The sequence below is a fragment of the Mesorhizobium sp. IMUNJ 23033 genome (assembly GCF_044778005.1).
Classification (GTDB): domain Bacteria; phylum Pseudomonadota; class Alphaproteobacteria; order Rhizobiales; family Rhizobiaceae; genus Mesorhizobium; species Mesorhizobium amorphae_A.
Genome location: NZ_JBJACT010000006.1, coordinates 45,883 through 62,321, shown reverse-complemented (window position 1 = coordinate 62,321; position 16,439 = coordinate 45,883). Strand labels below are relative to the sequence as shown.

Here is a 16,439-nt window from a genome sequence, read left to right as displayed (position 1 = left end):
CCGCCGGCGTGCCGGCGGTTTCGTATTCGCGAGCAGCCGCCTACTTGATCTTCGGCAGCTGTTCCCACTGGTGGAACGGCGGCGGCGAAGGCAGTTGCCATTCCAGCGTCGTTGCGCCCTCTCCCCATGGGTTGGCGCCGGCGATCCGCTTCTTCTGGAAGGCTTCGAACACGCCATAGAGGAAGATCATCACGCCGACGGCCGAGATATAGGATCCCATGGACGACACCCAGTTCCAGCCGGCAAACGCGTCCGGATAGTCGATGGTGCGGCGCGGCATGCCGGCGAGGCCGAGGAAGTGCTGCGGGAAGAAGATCAGGTTGACGCCGACGAAGGTCACCCAGAAATGGGTGTTGGCGATGACGGGCGAGTACATGTAGCCGGTCATCTTCGGGAACCAGTAGTACCAGCCGGCGAAGATGGCGAAGACCGCGCCAAGCGACAGCACATAGTGGAAGTGGGCGATGACGAAATAGGTGTCATGCAGCGAGCGGTCGAGGCCGGCATTGGCCAGCTGGACGCCGGTGACGCCACCGATGGTGAACAGAAAGATGAAACCCAGCGCCCACAGCATCGGCGTCTTGAACGAAATCGAGCCGCCCCACATCGTCGCGATCCAGGAGAAGATCTTCACGCCCGTCGGCACCGCGATGACCATCGTGGCGAAGACGAAGTAACGCTGCGTGTCGAGCGACAGGCCGGTCGTGTACATGTGGTGCGCCCAGACGATGAAGCCCACCGCACCGATTGCGACCATGGCGTAAGCCATGCCGAGATAGCCGAAGACGGGCTTCTTCGAGAAGGTCGAGACGATGTGGCTGATGATGCCGAAGCCCGGCAGGATCAGGATGTAGACTTCCGGGTGACCGAAGAACCAGAACAGGTGCTGGAACAGGATCGGGTCGCCGCCGCCGTCCGGCACAAAGAAGGTGGTGCCGAAATTGCGGTCGGTGAGCAGCATGGTGATGCCGCCGGCCAGAACCGGCAGCGACAGCAGCAGCAGGAAGGCGGTGATCAGCACCGACCAGGCAAACAGCGGCATCTTGTGCAGCGTCATGCCCGGCGCGCGCATGTTGAAGATGGTGGTGATGAAGTTGATGGCGCCGAGGATCGACGAGGCGCCGGCGATGTGGATCGACAGGATCGCCAGATCCATGGCCGGCCCGGGCTGACCCGAGGTCGACAGCGGCGGATAGAGCGTCCAGCCACCACCAACGCCGTAGGCGCCCGGCGCGCTCGGCATGAAGGCCGAAGCGATGAGCAGGATGAAGGCCGGCGGCAGCAGCCAGAACGAAATGTTGTTCATGCGCGGGAAGGCCATGTCCGGGGCGCCGATCATGATCGGCACCATCCAGTTGGCAAAGCCGCCGATGAGCGCCGGCATGACCATGAAGAAGATCATGATCAGCGCGTGCGCGGTGCCGAAGGCGTTGTACATACTCTTGCCGCCGTCGATCGCGGCATCGCCGTTCATGCCGTAGACCATCTGTGCCAGACCGGTGAAGATCTGGATGCCCGGCTCCTGCAGCTCCATGCGGATGACGACCGACAGGGCGCCGCCGACGATGCCGGCGAAGATCGCGAAGATCAGATAGAGCGTACCGATATCCTTGTGGTTGGTCGAATACACCCACCGGACCCAGCCGTGATACGGCTTGTGATCGTGATCGTCGTGAGCTGCAGCGTCTGCCATGTTCGGCTCCGTTCCCTGATCTTATTTCGGTCGCGGCATCAGTTGCCGGCGGCCGCAACCTTGTTTGTGCCGTCGACCTCGGCCATCAGCGCCTTGTTGGCACCGGGAAGGTCGGTCTTGGCTGCCGCCAGCCAGGTGTTGTACTGCGCATCGGAGACGACGCGGATCGCGATCGGCATGAAGGCGTGGTCCTTGCCGCAGAGCTGCGAGCACTGGCCATAGTAGAGGCCTTCCTTTTCCGCCTTGAACCAGGTCTCGTTGGTGCGTCCGGGAACAGCGTCCATCTTGATGCCGAAGGCGGGCATGGCAAAGGAATGGATGACGTCGGTCGCGGTGACCAGCACGCGGGTCATGGTGTTGACCGGCACCACCATCTCGTTGTCGACGGCGAGCAGGCGCGGATAGACCTTGCGATCTTCCTTGCCGGCGGCCTTGCGATCGCCGTCCTGAAGGATGGCCGAGTTGAAGGAGAGCGTCTTGTCGACCTGGTACTCATAGTCCCAGTTCCACTGGTTTCCCGTCGCCTTGATGGTCAGCTTGGCTTCTTCAGGCGGCGTGTATTGCGCAGTCAGCAGCTGGAACGAAGGGATGGCGATGAAGAGCAGGATAACGACCGGCCCGACCGTCCAGATCACTTCGATCAGCGTGTTGTGGCTGGTCTGCGAAGGGGTTGGGTTCACGCTCGCACGGAATTTCCAGATGCAGTAGGCGAGCAGAACGAGCACCAGGATGGTGATCGGAACGATGAACCACATCGTGTAGTTCCCGAACCACTCGATCTGCCGCATCATGTCGGTTGCGGGCGGCTGGAAACCGATCTCCCACGGCTGGGGCTGGGCCGCGTGGGCGGTGCTCGCACCGGCCATGACCATGGCAGCGGCTGCCGCACTTGCCAGAGACTTGGCGCTTGCTAGAGACTTGGCGCCAGCTAGGAATTTTCTCATCGCCCTCATCATCTCCCAGTTCCTCGCGATCGGACCGCAAGAATAACGAACCACGCCGGGATGGGAATCCCGGACAGTCCCAAGGGTGGTTCAAACCATACTCTATTTCCCTCCGCAAGAAAGGAGCCGCCGAAACCGTGCGGCATTTTTGCGCGCAAGCCTCGGCCGTCGCTTTTGGCCGCAAGACGCCTCTCGTCAATCGTTGACGCGCAGACGCCAACCGCTACTTTCCGGAATGCTTGGCACCATGCGCCGGGCGGTCGCAATTCGGGCGAATTTGGCTTGGAAAAGCGCATTATTGCCGGTGTCCGGGCGGACGGGCGGCGGTCTCGTCCTTTACTTGGCCTTGGCGCGGCTTAAAGTGCCGTGATTCGCAATGGAGCCGTCATGATCTCTTGGCTTTCAAAACTTGGGTGTTCGAGAACTTTGGCTAAGGCCATTTTTCTTGCCGCCCTGTTTGGTACCGGCCTGTCGGGCATCGGCCCAGCCAACGCCGCCCAGCCTAGCGGCACGGTGCGCTCGACGCATGGCGCGTGGTCTATCATCTGCGACACACCTGCCGGCGCGACTTCAGAACAATGCGTGATGATGCAGAACGTCGTCGCCGAAGACCGTCCAGAGATGGGGCTGTCGGTGGTCGTGCTGCGCACCGCCGACAACAAGGCCGAGATCCTGCGCGTATTGGCGCCGCTCGGCGTGCTGCTGCCCAACGGTCTCGGCCTCAATGTCGACGGCAAGGATATCGGCCGGGCCTATTTCGTGCGCTGCTTCCAAGACGGTTGCTATGCCGAGGTCATTCTCGAAAAGCCGCTGCTTGATACGCTGAAGACCGGCACCTCGGCCACCTTCATTGTCTTCCAGACGCCTGAGGAAGGCATCGGCATTCCGGTCGACCTCAAGGGCTTTGCCGAAGGCTTCGCCGCGCTGCCCTGATCCGCGACAAATATCGCCATTGCGTTGGCGCCACCCGTCTGACGTCATTGTGATTGGCGCCATTGCCGATTGTCTCGGCGCGCCTTCGCGCCTACATCGGGGAAAACGCCCAATCCTCCCGCGGACGGACCTGCCATGAACAGCCTGATCGGCCAATTCGATATTTCCGACGATCGCATCAAACAGATTGTCGCAGAGACCATCAACGGTGCCGACGACGGCGAGTTGTTCCTCGAATACAGCGAGAGCGAAGCGCTGATGCTCGACAATGGTCGACTGAAGACCGCCAATTTCAACACCGACCAGGGTTTCGGTCTGCGCGCGGTTGCCGGCGAGGCCAGTGGCTATGCGCATTCGAGCGACCTTTCCGAAGCCTCGCTGCTGCGGGCTGCCGACGCCGTTTCGACGGTCAAGGGCGGCTATTCCGGCACGCTTGCCGCCGCACCGGCGCGCACCAACCGCCATCTCTATGGCGAGGAGAACCCGATCCCCTCGCCTTCTTTCGAGACCAAGGCCAAGCTGCTGCAGGAAATCGATGCTTGGCTGCGCGCCGAGGATCTGCGCGTGCGCCAGGTAACAGCCTCGCTCGCCGCTTCCTGGCAACATGTCGAGATCTTGCGCGCGGACGGCCAGATGGTGCGCGATGTCCGTCCGCTGGTCAGGATCAACGTATCCGTCGTCGTCGGCAGCGGCGACCGCCAGGAGAGCGGCTCCTACGGCATGGGCGGGCGCAAGGCGTTCGGCGAGTTCCTGGTCGAGGAGAGCTGGAAGCATGCCGCCAAGGAGGCGCTGCGCCAGGCGCTGGTCAATCTTGAGGCAATCCCGGCGCCTGCCGGCACATTCGACATCGTGCTCTCCAGCGGCTGGCCGGGCGTCATGCTGCACGAGGCCGTCGGCCACGGGCTGGAGGGCGATTTCAACCGCAAGAAGACGTCGGCCTTCGCCGGCCTGCTCGGCCAGCAGGTGGCGGCCAAAGGCGTCACCGTCGTCGATGACGGGACTATTGCCGAACGGCGCGGTTCGCTGACCGTCGACGACGAAGGCACGCCATCGGCCCGCAATGTGCTGATCGAGGACGGCAAGCTCGTCGGCTACATGCAGGACCGCCAGAACGCCCGGCTGATGGGCATGAAGGCGACCGGCAACGGAAGGCGCGAAGGCTACGCGCACCAGCCGATGCCGCGCATGACCAACACCTACATGACCTCGGGCGACATGGAGCCGGACGAGATCATCGCCTCGGTCAAGAACGGCATCTATGCCGTCTCCTTCGGCGGCGGCCAGGTCGACATCACCTCGGGCAAGTTCGTGTTCGGCTGCACTGAGGCCTACATGATCGAGAACGGCAAGGTGACGCAGCCGGTCAAGGGCGCGATGCTGATCGGCAATGGGCCGGATGCCATGCACCGGGTGTCGATGATCGGCAACGACATGAAGCTCGACAACGGCATCGGCATGTGCGGCAAGGCCGGACAGGGCGTGCCCGTCGGCGTCGGCCAGCCGCATCTCAGGATGAACCAGATGACGGTCGGCGGCACGCGGGTCTGACGCGCGAACTACCGCCTTTTCTTCGGCTTCTCCAACAGCGCCACCGCCTCGACATGCGGCGACCATAGGAACTGGTCGATCGGGGTTACGCTTTTCAGCGCGTAGCCACCGTCAAGCAGGATGCGCAAATCCCGCGCCAGCGTCACCGGATTGCAAGATACCGCGGCGACGAACGGCACGTCGGAGCGGGCGATCTGCTTCGACTGATCCTCGGCGCCGGCACGCGGCGGGTCGAAGACAAGACCGTCGAAGGCATTGAGTTCCTTGAAGGTGAGCGGACGCCGGAACAGATCGCGGCGTTCGCTGGTCACCCGCTTCAGGCCATTGGCGAAACGGAAGGCGCGGTCGAGCGCCGCAAGTGCCGGCGCGTCGCCTTCTGCCGCGTGGACCTCCGACTTCGCGGCCAGGCGTAGCGCGAAGCTGCCACAACCGGCGAAAAGGTCGGCGACCTTCTTGGCGCGCGACAGATGCTGGCCGACGATATCGGCCATGGCCTGCTCAGCCGCCTCGGTGGCCTGCAGGAAGGCGCCCGGCGGCACCGCGACTGCCACGGTTCCAAACTGCACCACCGGCTTTTTCGGCTCGACGATGATCTCGCCGTCGACCGAAAGCCTGGCCAGCCCCTCGGCGATGACGAAGTTCGAGGCGATGCGGCGCTGATTCTCGCCGAGCTTGCCGGATTCGTGGACCGCGACGTCGAGGCCGGACCCGGTGACCGTCACCGTCATGTGGAACGATCTGGTGGTGGCGCAGACCAGTTCGGCAAGTCTCTTAAGACGATCGAGCGCAGCGACGATCACGGGCAGCGAGATCGGACACTCCTCTATGGCAATGATTTCCGACGACAGCGCGCGCACGAAACCCAGCCGCACGCCGGCGCCGGTGCGCCGGGCGGAGAAGACGACGCGGCGGCGCGTCGCCGGCGCGCACGGCACCAAGGCGCCGATATCGCCAACGATGCCCTTGCTCTTCAGCGCATGCACGACCTTGTCGCGCTTCCACTGGCGGTAGGCTTCGGCTTCCAGATGCTGGACGGCGCAGCCGCCGCATTCGGTGAAATGCCGGCAGGCCGGATCGATCCTGAGCGGTGAAGCCTCCAGCACAGACATCAGCGTGGCGCGATCCTTTTCGCGCGCAGCGTTGACGGTTTCGCCGGGCAGCGTGAAGGGAATGAAAACCTCGCCGGTTTCGGTCTCGGCGACGCCATCGCCTTGCGAGCCCAGCCTGGCGATGGTGAAGCGCGCGCTCATCGATCTTTGATCCCACCAAGCAGGAATTCGCGATTGCCGTCGCCGCCCTCGATCGGCGACAGATGCAGCCCCAGCGAGCGCCAACCGGGCATGCTGTCGAACCAGTCCTGCAGCACGCCGGCAACGCGGCCGGCGTCATAGGGATCCTTAAGCAGGCCGCCCTTGCCGATCGCCGCGCGGCCGGCCTCGAATTGCGGCTTGACCAGAAGCACCGCGCGAGCGCCGCTGCCGGCCAATGCGAGGGCTGGCGGCAGCGCCAGCTTCAGCGAAATGAAGCTGACATCGCAGACGATGAAATCCGGAATGCGGCCGCCGAGATCGCCGACGGTGAGGTCGCGGGCATTGAGGCCCTCGATGACCGTCACGCGTGGATCGCCTGCGATGTCGGCATGCATCTGGCCATGGCCGACATCGATCGCCGTGACATGCGCCGCACCGCGTTCGAGCAGCACCTGCGTGAAGCCGCCGGTCGAGGCGCCGATGTCGAGCGCTTCGCAGCCGGCGGGATCGAAACCGAAATGGTCGATCCCGGCAATCAGCTTCAGCGCCGCGCGAGACACATACCCCTGCGCCGGGTCGTCGATCGCGATCAGGTATTGCGGCAGGACGGTCTGGCCAGGCTTGCGGGCAATGGTGCCATCGACCGTCACCGTGCCGCGCTCAATCGCGTCGCGGGCACGAGAGCGGCTAGCGAACAAGCCGCGTTCGACGAGCAGTTCGTCGAGTCGCTGGCGCGTGCTGGCTGGCAGAGGGGAGTTCATCGGCCTTCATGGCGAAAGCCGGTGATGAACGCAAGGATGTTGGAAAGAGGTGGTCTCTTTGTTTTACGCAATTCCGGACGGAAAACCGCTACGCACTTTTCCTGGAATTGCTTCAGAAGATGGTTCGCGAAACCGGCCGCTCGACCGCCGGCGCCAGACCGTCATTGCGGTCGCCGGAAGCCTGCCTGCCCGGACGTTCGGCAGTAACCGCCGGCGTCGCGACAGCGTCCGGCCCGATGACGAATTGCGGCCGCTGCTTGTAGGAGAAGCCGCCGCGGATGCCGCCCATCTTGCCGGCGACGATGTCCATCGCCGCCTTTTCGAGATTGCGATCGTAGCGCGTTTCGGCCATCGCAGGTGCTGCGATGACGGCCGAAAGGGCCATGCCGTACAAAAGCGTTTTCATTCCTTGTCGTCCCCCTGCCGGACTACCTTCTAGCAGGGCGGCGTTGAGAAACGGCCAAAAGACACGGTAAGCAAAACGCCAAATGGCAGCGTAAACAGGGCGTTACAACCGCAAGCCGGCAAACTGATTCAGAGGCTTGAGATTTTAATTCAGGCGCGTTGTGCGTGCGCGGTATGGCCGAGCGCGGCAAAGACGGTGCGCACGATGCCGGTCGAGTCCAGCCCGGCGTCGGCGTACATCTTCTCGGGCTTGGCGTGGTCGGTGAAATCGTCCGGCAGCACCAGCGGACGCACCTTGAGCCCGCTTTCGAGCAAGCCTTCATGGGCGAGGAACTGCAGCACGTGGCTGGCGAAGCCTCCGACAGCGCCCTCTTCCACCGTCACCAGAACCTCATGCGAACGAGCGAGCCGGCGGATCAGATCCTCGTCGAGCGGCTTGGCGAAGCGGGCGTCGGCGACGGTGGTGGAAAGACCGGCGGCACCTAGCTCCTCGGCCGCCAGCAGACAGTCTTGCAGGCGCGTGCCGAAGGACAGCAGCGCCACTTTGGTGCCTTCCCTGACGATGCGGCCCTTGCCGATTTCGAGCACGGAGCCGCGGTCCGGCATGTCGACGCCGACGCCATTGCCGCGCGGATAGCGGAAGGCGATGGGGCCGTCATCATAGTGCGCGGCGGTGCGCACCATGTGGCGCAACTCCGCTTCGTCGGCCGCCGCCATGACGACGAAACCCGGCAGCGTCGCCAGGAAGGTGGTGTCGAAGGCGCCGCAATGGGTGGCGCCATCGGCGCCGACAAAACCGGCGCGGTCGATGGGAAAGCGCACCGGCAGCTTCTGGATCGCCACGTCGTGGACGACCTGGTCGTAGGCGCGCTGCAGGAAGGTCGAGTAGATGGCGGCGAAGGGCTTATAGCCTTCGGTGGCGAGGCCGGCGGCAAAAGTCACGGCGTGCTGCTCGGCGATGCCGACGTCGAAGATCCTGGTCGGAAACGCCTCGCCGAACAGATCGAGGCCCGTGCCATTAGGCATGGCGGCGGTGACTGCGACGATACGGTCGTCCTCGCGGCCTTCCTGGACAAGGCTTTCGGCGAAGACCTTGGTGTAGCTCGGCGCGTTGGCAGGCGCCTTGGCTTGCGCGCCGGTGATGACGTCGAACTTGTTGACGCCATGATATTTGTCGGCGGCGGCCTCGGCCGGGCCATAGCCCTTGCCCTTCTGGGTCACGACATGGATCAGCACCGGGCCGTCGCCATTGTCGCGGACGTTCTTCAGCACCGGGATCAGGTGCTCGAGATTGTGCCCGTCGATCGGGCCGATGTGGTAGAAGCCAAGCTCCTCGAACAGCGTGCCCCCGGTAACGTAGCCGCGCGCGTGCTCGACCGCCCGCGTGATGGCGCGATCGGCGCGCTTGCCGAGATAGGAGGTCAGCTTCTTGCCGAAATCGCGCAGGCCGAGATAGGCCTTGCCGGAGGCAAGACGCGCCAGATAGGCGCTCATCGCACCGGTCGGCGGGGCGATCGACATGTCGTTGTCGTTGAGGATGACGATCAGGCGGGCGTCGAGCGCGCCGGCATTGTTCATGGCCTCATAGGCCATGCCGGCCGACATGGCGCCGTCGCCAATGACGGCGATGACGTTGTTGCGGCCACCCGACAGGTCGCGCGCCATCGCCATGCCTAGGCCGGCGGAAATAGAGGTCGAGGAGTGCGCGGCGCCGAACGGGTCGTATTCGCTCTCGGCGCGGCGGGTGAAGCCGGAAAGGCCGCCCTCCTGGCGCAATGTGCGGATGCGGTCGCGGCGGCCGGTCAGGATCTTGTGCGGATAGGCCTGATGGCCGACATCCCAGATCAGCCGGTCGTCCGGCGTGTTGAAGACATAGTGCAGCGCCACCGTCAGCTCGACCACGCCAAGGCCGGCGCCAAGATGGCCGCCAGTGTGCGAAACGGCATCGATCAGTTCGGCGCGCAGTTCCGAAGCCAGCTGCGGCAGCTGGCCTTCGTCAAGCGTGCGCAGGTCGGCCGGAATGCGGACCTTGTCGAGAAGCGGCGTATGCAGCGTTGCGTTCACTGTTAAAGGGCCTGCTGAAACCTGAAGTTCATGCGCGTCGATCATGGGCGAAATATGCCGCCCGCCGGCGAATGTAAATGCGTGTCAGTGACGCGGGTAGCTCTGGCGTTAATTGTTCGGTAACGGAATGAATTCTTCCTCATCTCCAGGAACGATGTCGAAGCGGCCTGTCTTCCATTCTTCTTTCGCCTGTTCGATGCGTTCCTTCGACGACGAAACGAAATTCCACCAGATGTAGCGCTTGGAGCCGAGCGAGGCGCCGCCGAACAGCATGAAATGGGCGCCCGTCTCCGACGACACGACGATTTCGTCGCCGGGTTTGAATACAAGCAACCGCTCGGCCGGGAAGCGGTCGCTGGCGATCGAAACCTCGCCTTCCAGTGTGTAGATGGCGCGCTCCTCGGCATCGGCGGGGATTTTCACGCTGGCGCCAGGCGCCAGCCTCAGATCGGCATAGAGCGTCTCCGAGGCCGTGCCGACTTGCGAGCGCAGCCCCGAAAGCGCGCCGATGACGACACGGCCACTGATGCCTTCGGCATCGATCTCGGGCAAATGAAGGGCGGCCGTGTTCTCGAAGACCGGGGCGACCTCCTCCTTGCCGTCGGGCAGCGCCAGCCAGGTCTGCAGGCCGGAGATCGACATCGGCGCGCCGCGCAACTCCTCCGGCGTGCGCTCGGAATGGACGATGCCGCGCCCGGCGGTCATCAAATTCACGTCGCCGGGCTCGATTACCATTTCGGTGCCGAGCGAATCGCGATGCCTGATCTTGCCGTCGAACAGATAGGTCACCGTCGACAGCCCGATATGCGGATGCGGGCGCACGTCGAGCGACTGGTCGGCGCGCAGGATGGCCGGGCCCATGCGGTCGAAGAAGATGAAGGGACCGACCAGCCGCCGCCTGGCGGTCGGCAAGGCGCGACGGACCTGGAAACCGCCAATGTCCTTGGCATTCGGAATGACCATCAGCTCGATCTGGTCGCAGGCGAAGGCATCGCCAGGCGTGGGATCGTTGCCAGGAAAGAAGCTCATCAGGTCTCCTCAGGCGAAGCGAAGCGCGGATTTGGCTTTCGCCTTGGCCGCCACTTCCTCACGGTTGCGCGGTTCCTGCGTGGTTTCCATCGAATCGAGCAGCTCGCGCGCAGCGGCTGCGATCGCCTCGACGGCATGGTTAAAGGCATGCTCGTTGCGCTTCGAGGGTCTGGTTGAGCCGCTCAGCTTGCGCACGAACTGCAGTGCTGCGTCATGCACCTCGTCATTCGTCGCCGGCGGCTCGAAGTTGAACAGGGTCTTGATGTTTCTGCACATCGCTTGAACTCCTTGCCTGTTTTCCCTTGCCCCGCCCCCATTCCGACTAGTCGGCGTCCAGCGGCTCCGTTCCCACCGGCTTGCCGTCGCGCGACAGCCTGATCTTCTCGACCTTGTCTTCCGCCGCCTTCAGCAGCCGGTCGCAATGCGCCTTCAGCGCCTCGCCGCGCTCGTAGATGCGGATCGACTGGTCGAGCGGCACGTCGCCGCGCTCCAGATCGTCGACGATCTTTTCCAGCGCGTCGAGCGCCTGCTCGAAGCTCATCGCCTTGACGTCGTCGTTGCCTTCGCCTGCCATACTTTATCCCTTCATCAGCCGCCCGACATGGGCGGCGACCGAAAATGCCAATCCCTGCAGATCGTAGCCGCCCTCGAGCAGGCTGACGAGCCGGTTGCCGCTGTGACGCCCGGCACGCTCCATCAGCTGGCCGGTCGCCCAGTCGAAATCCTCCTCGGTCAGGTTGATCTCGGCCAGCGGATCGCGATGGTGCGCGTCGAAACCGGCAGAAATTATGATCAGGTCGGGGGCGAAATCGTCGAGCGCGGGCAGGACGCGCGACAGGAAGGCATCGCGAAAAACCTCGCTGCCGGTGCGTGGTGCCAGCGGCGCGTTGACGATGTTGCCAGCGCCCGTCTCGTTCTTCGCGCCGGTGCCGGGATAAAGCGGCATCTGGTGCGTCGAGCAATAGAGCACCGACGGATCGTCCCAAAAAATGTCCTGCGTGCCGTTGCCGTGATGGACGTCCCAGTCAACCACGGCAACGCGCTCGGCCTGATGCTTCCTTTGCGCGTAACGCGCCGCGATCGCCGCGGTGTTGAACAGGCAAAAGCCCATCGCCGTGGTCTTCTCGGCATGGTGGCCGGGCGGCCGCGCGGCGACGAAGGCATTGGCGGCGCGGCCCTCGAAGACATCGTCGACGGCGGCATTGGCCGCGCCGATCGCCGTCACCGCCGCCTGCCAGCTTTTGGGGCTGGCGCTGGTGTCGGCGTCGATCGAGACGATGCCGGTCTCGGGGATCGCGGCGCGGACGCGCGCGACGAAATCCTCGGGGTGGGCATAGAGGATGGTTGCCTCGTCGCCTTCAGGCGCCTTGACCCGGTCGAGCGCGGCAAAGGCTTCGTCGTCGAGCACGCGCTCTATGGCGCGCAAGCGGTCTGGCCGCTCCGGATGGCCCGATGGCGTCAGGTGTTCGAGGAAGATCGGGTGGGTGTAGAGCCTGGTGACCATGCCCCGATATAGGCGCGTGCGGGCGCTTTGACCATGTTTTCGCGCCTGCGTCGCGTGATGTTCAACAGGGATTAGGTGGGGCTATTGGGTGTTGGTGCCGGCTGCGTCCAGCGCGAGCCGCCAAACGAGGCCAGCGCCTTGTCCTTGAGTTCCCTGAATTTCGAGGAAGCTTCCGACAGCCGCCGATCCCAGTCAGGATTGGGCACCTGGCCCTCGATGGTGCTGAAATAGACCTGCATCAAAGAGGCGATGGCGAAGGGCTCGATGAAGGCTGCCTTGAAGGCCCAGGCAAAGACGATGGCCAGCACGAAAGCCCAGCCGCCGAGCTGCCCCGGCATGAACCAGAGGATCGCGCCGGCGGGCGCCAGCATCAACAGGAAGATGACGAAGGACACGCCCCACATGATCACCGACAGCCAGATCGCGTTCTTGACCATGGTCTTGCCGTTCTGCGCATAGAGCACGATGCCTTGTCTGGCCGTCTCGAAGGGCGAGGTGGAATTGATGCGGATGTTGTAGCCAAGGATGATCTCGTCGACATAGGTCAGCGACATGCGGATGACGGTGTTGATGAAGCTGACCAGGCCGCTCAGGCCGGGGATGGGCAGGAAGGCGGCGATGCCGCCGATCAGGCCGGTGATGGCACGAATAGCACCCTTGACCAGTTGGTCGAGCACGAACAGGACGTTGGCCTCGGCGAAACGCTCGGTCACCACGGCCCTGGCATAGGAGATCTGGTCCTGGCCGCCAGGCACGTCCTGGCCGTCGATCAGGTGGACCATGACCGCGATATGGCCGGCCTTGACGATGTAGAGGATGTATTCGCGGATCCAGTAGACGGCGATCGAAACGACGCCGAAGCCGACCACGCCGCCCCACAGCGCAAAGGACATTGGTCCGTCGGGGTCGGTGGAGATGTGGCCGACGCCGTAGCCGACACTGGCGCCGGTGCCGGTCGCCATAATGTAGGCCAGCGTGATGCCGAAATAGGCGATCATGCGGAAGACGATGAAGGGCCATGTCCTGATCATGATGGACACCGACCTGCCGATGCTGAAGTCCCACATCGCCGAATCCCCCGCCTCAGAGATGGCCGCAGAGGATGATCTCAACCTTGCGATTGTCAATCTCGGGTAGCGCCGCGCGGCCGCAAAACCGGTGCACATCCTTGGCTTATCGACGCTGGTCGGCGGGGCCGTCAGCCTTTTTGAGCAAGCCTTCGAGCAGCTGCTTGAAGGCCGCCACCACCTTCTTCGATGTTGCCTCGGGGTCTTGTGAATTGGCGATCCGCTGAGACGCCTGGCTGCTGGCGCCGTTGATCAGCCGCGCGGCGGTCTCGGGGTCGAGGTCGGCTACGACCACTCCCTCCTCCTGCAGCCTAGTCAGGTGATTGGTGATCGAAGCCGCGCACGCATTGGCGTTCGCCCACTGTGCCGGATCGCCCAGCACCGCCGGACCGTCGCGGAACATGATGCGCTGGATTTCCGGCTCCAGCGCCATCTCGATATAGGTGGTGCATTCGTCGACGAAGCTCTGCCAGCGGGTCGGCGCCAGCGCCGCCACCTCATTGACCCGCGCCGCCATTTCGCCGTCGATCTCGGCAATGACCGCCTGCAGCAGTCCCTTCTTGTCACCGAAGTGATGATAGAGCGCGCCGCGCGTCAGCCCGGCCGAGGCGGTGAAATCGTCCATCGAGGCTTCGGCATAGCCAATGGTGCCGAAGGCATGGCGGGCGGCCGTGATCAGCTTGGCGCGCGTCTCGGCGATCATTTCCTTGCGGGGTCTGTGCATGGCTCTGGGCCCCATTAACATACGTTGCGTATGCCAATTGACATACGCGGCGTATGCACTAACTAATACTCATACGCTACGTATGTAATTGTCGATCCTGCGATTGTCGAGGAAGCCAGACCATGCAAAATCCCTATTCGAAAATCTTTCGTGCTCCCGGCACCAAAGGCTTCGCCACGGCCGGCTTCATTGCCCGGCTGCCCATCGCCATGGCGCCGATCGGCATCGTCGCTATGCTGTCGCAGACGAACGGCGAATACTGGCTGGCCGGCGCCGTCTCCGCGACATACGCGCTGGCCAACGCCTTCGTCGCGCCGCAGATCTCGCGGCTGGTCGACCGCCTCGGCCAGACGCGGATTGTCGTGCCCACCACCATCATCTCCGTGCTTGCTTTCGTGGTGCTGATTGCAGCAGCCAGCCGCCATTGGCCGATATGGACGCTGTTCGCCTCGGCGCTGCTGGCCGCCGCCATGCCCAGCATTCCGGCCATGGTGCGCGCGCGCTGGACCGAGATCTTCCGCGATCGTCCGGAGCTGAACACAGCCTTCGCCTTCGAGTCGGCGGCGGACGAACTGGTGTATATCGCCGGGGCATCGCTTTCGGTGGGCTTGAGCGTCGCCCTGTTCCCAGAAGCGGGAATGCTGGTCAGCACATTGTTCCTCGCCTTGGGCTCTACGGCCTTCATCCTGCAACGCTCGACCGAGCCGCGCGTGCGTCCGGCGGAACATGGTTCTCATGGCTCGGCAATCCGCTTGCGGCCGGTTCAGATCATCACCTTCGCCCTGATCTTCATCGGCGCGACCTTCGCGACCACCGAAGTGAGCACCGTGGCGATCACCAAGGAACTGGGCCAGCCGGGTGCCGCCAGCCTCATCATCGGCGTCTACGCACTCGGCTCGTTCGTCCTCGGCATCGTCATCGGCGCCCTGAACCTGAAAGTGCCGCTGCAACGCCAACTGGCAATTGCGATCGCCGTCATCGCGCTCACCACGCTGCCACTGCTCGTCGCCGACACGGTGCCGCTTCTGGCGCTGGCCGTCTTCGTCAGTGGCGTGGCGATCTCGCCGACCTTCATCACCGCATTCGGCCTGATCGAGCGGCGCGTGCCGGCAGCGATGCTGACCGAAGGCGTTACCTGGGTGACGACGGGCATCGGCATCGGCATGGCGCTCGGCTCCTTCGCCGCCGGCGCGGTGGTGGACGCCTTCGGCGCCCAGAGCGGGTTTTTCGTGTCGGTGGTGGCGGGCGCAATCGCACTGGCCACCGTGCTCATCGGCCAGCACAGCCTTGGCGAGCCGGATTGCGATCTCGCCGGATGCGAAGCGGCCGCTGTTCCCGCGGAATGATCCACGAAGCGCCCGGTTTCGAGCGGGCCGGGCGCTGTCCTTTAGCGGTCGATCCTCACAGGATCTCGGTCTTCGCGATGTGGATGCCAAAACCTTCGAGGCCGACATAGTGGCGCTCGCGCGAGGCGATCAGGTTGATCGAGGAAATGCCGAGATCCTTGAGTATCTGCGCGCCGAGGCCGATCTCGCGCCATTCGTTCTCGCGGCGGCGCGCCTCTTCATGATCTTCGCGCTCGCCGCTCGCCGGGCGCTTGCGCTCCTGATGGGCAACGCCGACCGAGCCTTCGCGCAGATAGACGATGACACCGCGCTTGCGCTCGCCCATCGCCTTCATGACGCCGTCCAGCCGGTGGCTGGTGCCGAAGACGTCGCTCACCACATCCTCGGAATGGAGCCGCACCGGCACTTCCTCACCGTCGCGGATGTCGCCGAAGACGATCGCCACGTGGTGCATCGAATCCCAGGGCAGCGTGTAGGTGAAGACCTGCGCCTTGCCGCCCGCCGTGTCGATGTCGGAGCAGGCGACGCGCTCGACGAGCGTTTCCTTGCGCTGGCGGTAGGCGATGAGATCGGCGACCGAGATCTGCTTCAGGCCATGCTCCTCGGCGAAAGCCTGCACCTGCGGGCCGCGTTTGACGGTGCCGTCATCGTTGACCAGTTCGGAAATGACGCCGATCGGCGGCAGGCCGGCGAGCTTGCAGAGGTCGACCGCGGCCTCGGTATGGCCCGAGCGCATCAGCACGCCGCCTTCGCGCGCGATCAGCGGGAAGATGTGGCCGGGGCGGACGAAATCGGAAGCGCCGACATTGCCGTTGGCGAGGTTGCGCACGGTCAACGTACGGTCGTCGGCCGAGATGCCGGTCGTGGTGCCGTGCTTGAAATCGACGCTGACCGTGAAGGCCGTCGTGTGGGCGGAATCGTTGTCGGCCACCATCGGCGCCAAATTGAGGCGTTTTGCCTCCTCGCGCGGCATTGGCGTGCAGACGATGCCGGAAGTGTTGCGGACGATGAAGGCCATCTTTTCCGGCGTGCAGTGGACGGCGGCGACGATCAGGTCGCCCTCGTTCTCGCGCCCGTCATCGTCCATGACGACGACGATCTCGCCGCGTTCGAAGGCGCGCAGGGCTTCGACGATTTTCTTCTGATCGTAAGGCATCGACGCTCGCTTCCG

At 64.1% G+C, this 16,439-nt stretch carries 16 protein-coding genes; 3 read left to right on the top strand and 13 right to left on the bottom strand.

Going from position 1 to position 16,439, the window contains the following annotated elements:
* Positions 1 to 40: 40 nt before the first annotated feature.
* Together ctaD and coxB are read right to left on the bottom strand one after the other, a co-directional pair.
* Complete coding sequence (ctaD, locus tag ACFX5Q_RS09390) at positions 41 to 1,693, bottom strand: cytochrome c oxidase subunit I (RefSeq protein ID WP_404277214.1); 1,653 nt, start codon at positions 1,691 to 1,693, stop codon at positions 41 to 43.
* A gap of 38 nt (positions 1,694 to 1,731) precedes the next feature.
* Entirely contained in the window at positions 1,732 to 2,637 is a 906-nt protein-coding gene (coxB, locus tag ACFX5Q_RS09385; protein ID WP_404277213.1) for a cytochrome c oxidase subunit II, read from the bottom strand.
* Positions 2,638 to 3,024: 387 nt separating this feature from the next.
* Between coxB and ACFX5Q_RS09380 the strand changes: the two genes are divergently transcribed.
* Both ACFX5Q_RS09380 and tldD read left to right on the top strand, forming a co-directional pair.
* Positions 3,025 to 3,570 carry an invasion associated locus B family protein gene (locus tag ACFX5Q_RS09380; RefSeq protein ID WP_404277212.1) on the top strand — a complete coding sequence of 182 codons (546 nt, stop codon included), beginning with the start codon at positions 3,025 to 3,027 and terminating at the stop codon, positions 3,568 to 3,570.
* A gap of 135 nt (positions 3,571 to 3,705) precedes the next feature.
* On the top strand, positions 3,706 to 5,118 hold the full coding sequence (tldD, locus tag ACFX5Q_RS09375) for a metalloprotease TldD (protein WP_404277211.1): 1,413 nt from the start codon (positions 3,706 to 3,708) through the stop codon (positions 5,116 to 5,118).
* Positions 5,119 to 5,126: 8 nt separating this feature from the next.
* On the opposite strand, the gene ACFX5Q_RS09370 is transcribed toward tldD, so the two are convergent.
* From ACFX5Q_RS09370 to ACFX5Q_RS09325, 10 genes are all read right to left on the bottom strand, one after another.
* Positions 5,127 to 6,368, bottom strand: coding sequence for a class I SAM-dependent RNA methyltransferase (locus tag ACFX5Q_RS09370; protein ID WP_404277210.1), 1,242 nt, complete (start codon positions 6,366 to 6,368; stop codon positions 5,127 to 5,129).
* A complete protein-coding gene (locus ACFX5Q_RS09365) occupies positions 6,365 to 7,129 on the bottom strand; it encodes a TlyA family RNA methyltransferase (RefSeq protein WP_404277209.1) in 765 nt (254 codons plus the stop codon). Before ACFX5Q_RS09365 ends, ACFX5Q_RS09370 begins: the two co-directional genes overlap by 4 nt.
* A 112-nt stretch (positions 7,130 to 7,241) precedes the next feature.
* Positions 7,242 to 7,535 carry a hypothetical protein gene (locus tag ACFX5Q_RS09360; RefSeq protein ID WP_404277208.1) on the bottom strand — a complete coding sequence of 98 codons (294 nt, stop codon included), beginning with the start codon at positions 7,533 to 7,535 and terminating at the stop codon, positions 7,242 to 7,244.
* 149 nt (positions 7,536 to 7,684) lie between these two features.
* Entirely contained in the window at positions 7,685 to 9,643 is a 1,959-nt protein-coding gene (dxs, locus tag ACFX5Q_RS09355; RefSeq protein ID WP_404277207.1) for a 1-deoxy-D-xylulose-5-phosphate synthase, read from the bottom strand.
* A 63-nt stretch (positions 9,644 to 9,706) separates the two neighbouring features.
* Complete coding sequence (locus ACFX5Q_RS09350; RefSeq protein WP_404277206.1) at positions 9,707 to 10,627, bottom strand: pirin family protein; 921 nt, start codon at positions 10,625 to 10,627, stop codon at positions 9,707 to 9,709.
* Between the two features lie 9 nt (positions 10,628 to 10,636).
* Positions 10,637 to 10,903, bottom strand: coding sequence for a DUF2277 domain-containing protein (locus ACFX5Q_RS09345; protein WP_006204318.1), 267 nt, complete (start codon positions 10,901 to 10,903; stop codon positions 10,637 to 10,639).
* A 46-nt stretch (positions 10,904 to 10,949) separates the two neighbouring features.
* The gene (locus ACFX5Q_RS09340) at positions 10,950 to 11,201 is read right to left on the bottom strand and encodes an exodeoxyribonuclease VII small subunit (protein WP_192183651.1); all 252 of its coding nucleotides are present in this window, start codon (positions 11,199 to 11,201) and stop codon (positions 10,950 to 10,952) included.
* A gap of 3 nt (positions 11,202 to 11,204) precedes the next feature.
* Positions 11,205 to 12,131, bottom strand: a complete 927-nt coding sequence (locus ACFX5Q_RS09335) for a histone deacetylase family protein (RefSeq protein WP_404277205.1) — start codon at positions 12,129 to 12,131, stop codon at positions 11,205 to 11,207.
* 71 nt (positions 12,132 to 12,202) lie between these two features.
* The gene (locus tag ACFX5Q_RS09330) at positions 12,203 to 13,198 is read right to left on the bottom strand and encodes a hypothetical protein (RefSeq protein WP_404277204.1); all 996 of its coding nucleotides are present in this window, start codon (positions 13,196 to 13,198) and stop codon (positions 12,203 to 12,205) included.
* Between the two features lie 106 nt (positions 13,199 to 13,304).
* Positions 13,305 to 13,922, bottom strand: a complete 618-nt coding sequence (locus ACFX5Q_RS09325) for a TetR/AcrR family transcriptional regulator (protein ID WP_404277203.1) — start codon at positions 13,920 to 13,922, stop codon at positions 13,305 to 13,307.
* A 122-nt stretch (positions 13,923 to 14,044) separates the two neighbouring features.
* On the opposite strand from ACFX5Q_RS09325, the gene ACFX5Q_RS09320 reads away from it, so the two are divergent.
* On the top strand, positions 14,045 to 15,268 hold the full coding sequence (locus ACFX5Q_RS09320) for an MFS transporter (RefSeq protein WP_404277202.1): 1,224 nt from the start codon (positions 14,045 to 14,047) through the stop codon (positions 15,266 to 15,268).
* A 55-nt stretch (positions 15,269 to 15,323) separates the two neighbouring features.
* Here ACFX5Q_RS09320 and ribB read toward each other — a convergent pair whose 3' ends face one another.
* Positions 15,324 to 16,424, bottom strand: coding sequence for a 3,4-dihydroxy-2-butanone-4-phosphate synthase (gene ribB, locus ACFX5Q_RS09315; RefSeq protein WP_192183645.1), 1,101 nt, complete (start codon positions 16,422 to 16,424; stop codon positions 15,324 to 15,326).
* Positions 16,425 to 16,439 lie beyond the last annotated feature (15 nt).

Coding starts and splice junctions, on each gene's coding strand:
- ctaD (WP_404277214.1), bottom strand. CDS start 1,693: ATGGCAGACGCTGCAGCTCACGACGATCACGATCACAAGCCGTATCAC.
- coxB (WP_404277213.1), bottom strand. CDS start 2,637: ATGAGAAAATTCCTAGCTGGCGCCAAGTCTCTAGCAAGCGCCAAGTCT.
- ACFX5Q_RS09380 (WP_404277212.1), top strand. CDS start 3,025: ATGATCTCTTGGCTTTCAAAACTTGGGTGTTCGAGAACTTTGGCTAAG.
- tldD (WP_404277211.1), top strand. CDS start 3,706: ATGAACAGCCTGATCGGCCAATTCGATATTTCCGACGATCGCATCAAA.
- ACFX5Q_RS09370 (WP_404277210.1), bottom strand. CDS start 6,368: ATGAGCGCGCGCTTCACCATCGCCAGGCTGGGCTCGCAAGGCGATGGC.
- ACFX5Q_RS09365 (WP_404277209.1), bottom strand. CDS start 7,129: ATGAACTCCCCTCTGCCAGCCAGCACGCGCCAGCGACTCGACGAACTG.
- ACFX5Q_RS09360 (WP_404277208.1), bottom strand. CDS start 7,535: ATGAAAACGCTTTTGTACGGCATGGCCCTTTCGGCCGTCATCGCAGCA.
- dxs (WP_404277207.1), bottom strand. CDS start 9,643: ATGATCGACGCGCATGAACTTCAGGTTTCAGCAGGCCCTTTAACAGTG.
- ACFX5Q_RS09350 (WP_404277206.1), bottom strand. CDS start 10,627: ATGAGCTTCTTTCCTGGCAACGATCCCACGCCTGGCGATGCCTTCGCC.
- ACFX5Q_RS09345 (WP_006204318.1), bottom strand. CDS start 10,903: ATGTGCAGAAACATCAAGACCCTGTTCAACTTCGAGCCGCCGGCGACG.
- ACFX5Q_RS09340 (WP_192183651.1), bottom strand. CDS start 11,201: ATGGCAGGCGAAGGCAACGACGACGTCAAGGCGATGAGCTTCGAGCAG.
- ACFX5Q_RS09335 (WP_404277205.1), bottom strand. CDS start 12,131: ATGGTCACCAGGCTCTACACCCACCCGATCTTCCTCGAACACCTGACG.
- ACFX5Q_RS09330 (WP_404277204.1), bottom strand. CDS start 13,198: ATGTGGGACTTCAGCATCGGCAGGTCGGTGTCCATCATGATCAGGACA.
- ACFX5Q_RS09325 (WP_404277203.1), bottom strand. CDS start 13,922: ATGCACAGACCCCGCAAGGAAATGATCGCCGAGACGCGCGCCAAGCTG.
- ACFX5Q_RS09320 (WP_404277202.1), top strand. CDS start 14,045: ATGCAAAATCCCTATTCGAAAATCTTTCGTGCTCCCGGCACCAAAGGC.
- ribB (WP_192183645.1), bottom strand. CDS start 16,424: ATGCCTTACGATCAGAAGAAAATCGTCGAAGCCCTGCGCGCCTTCGAA.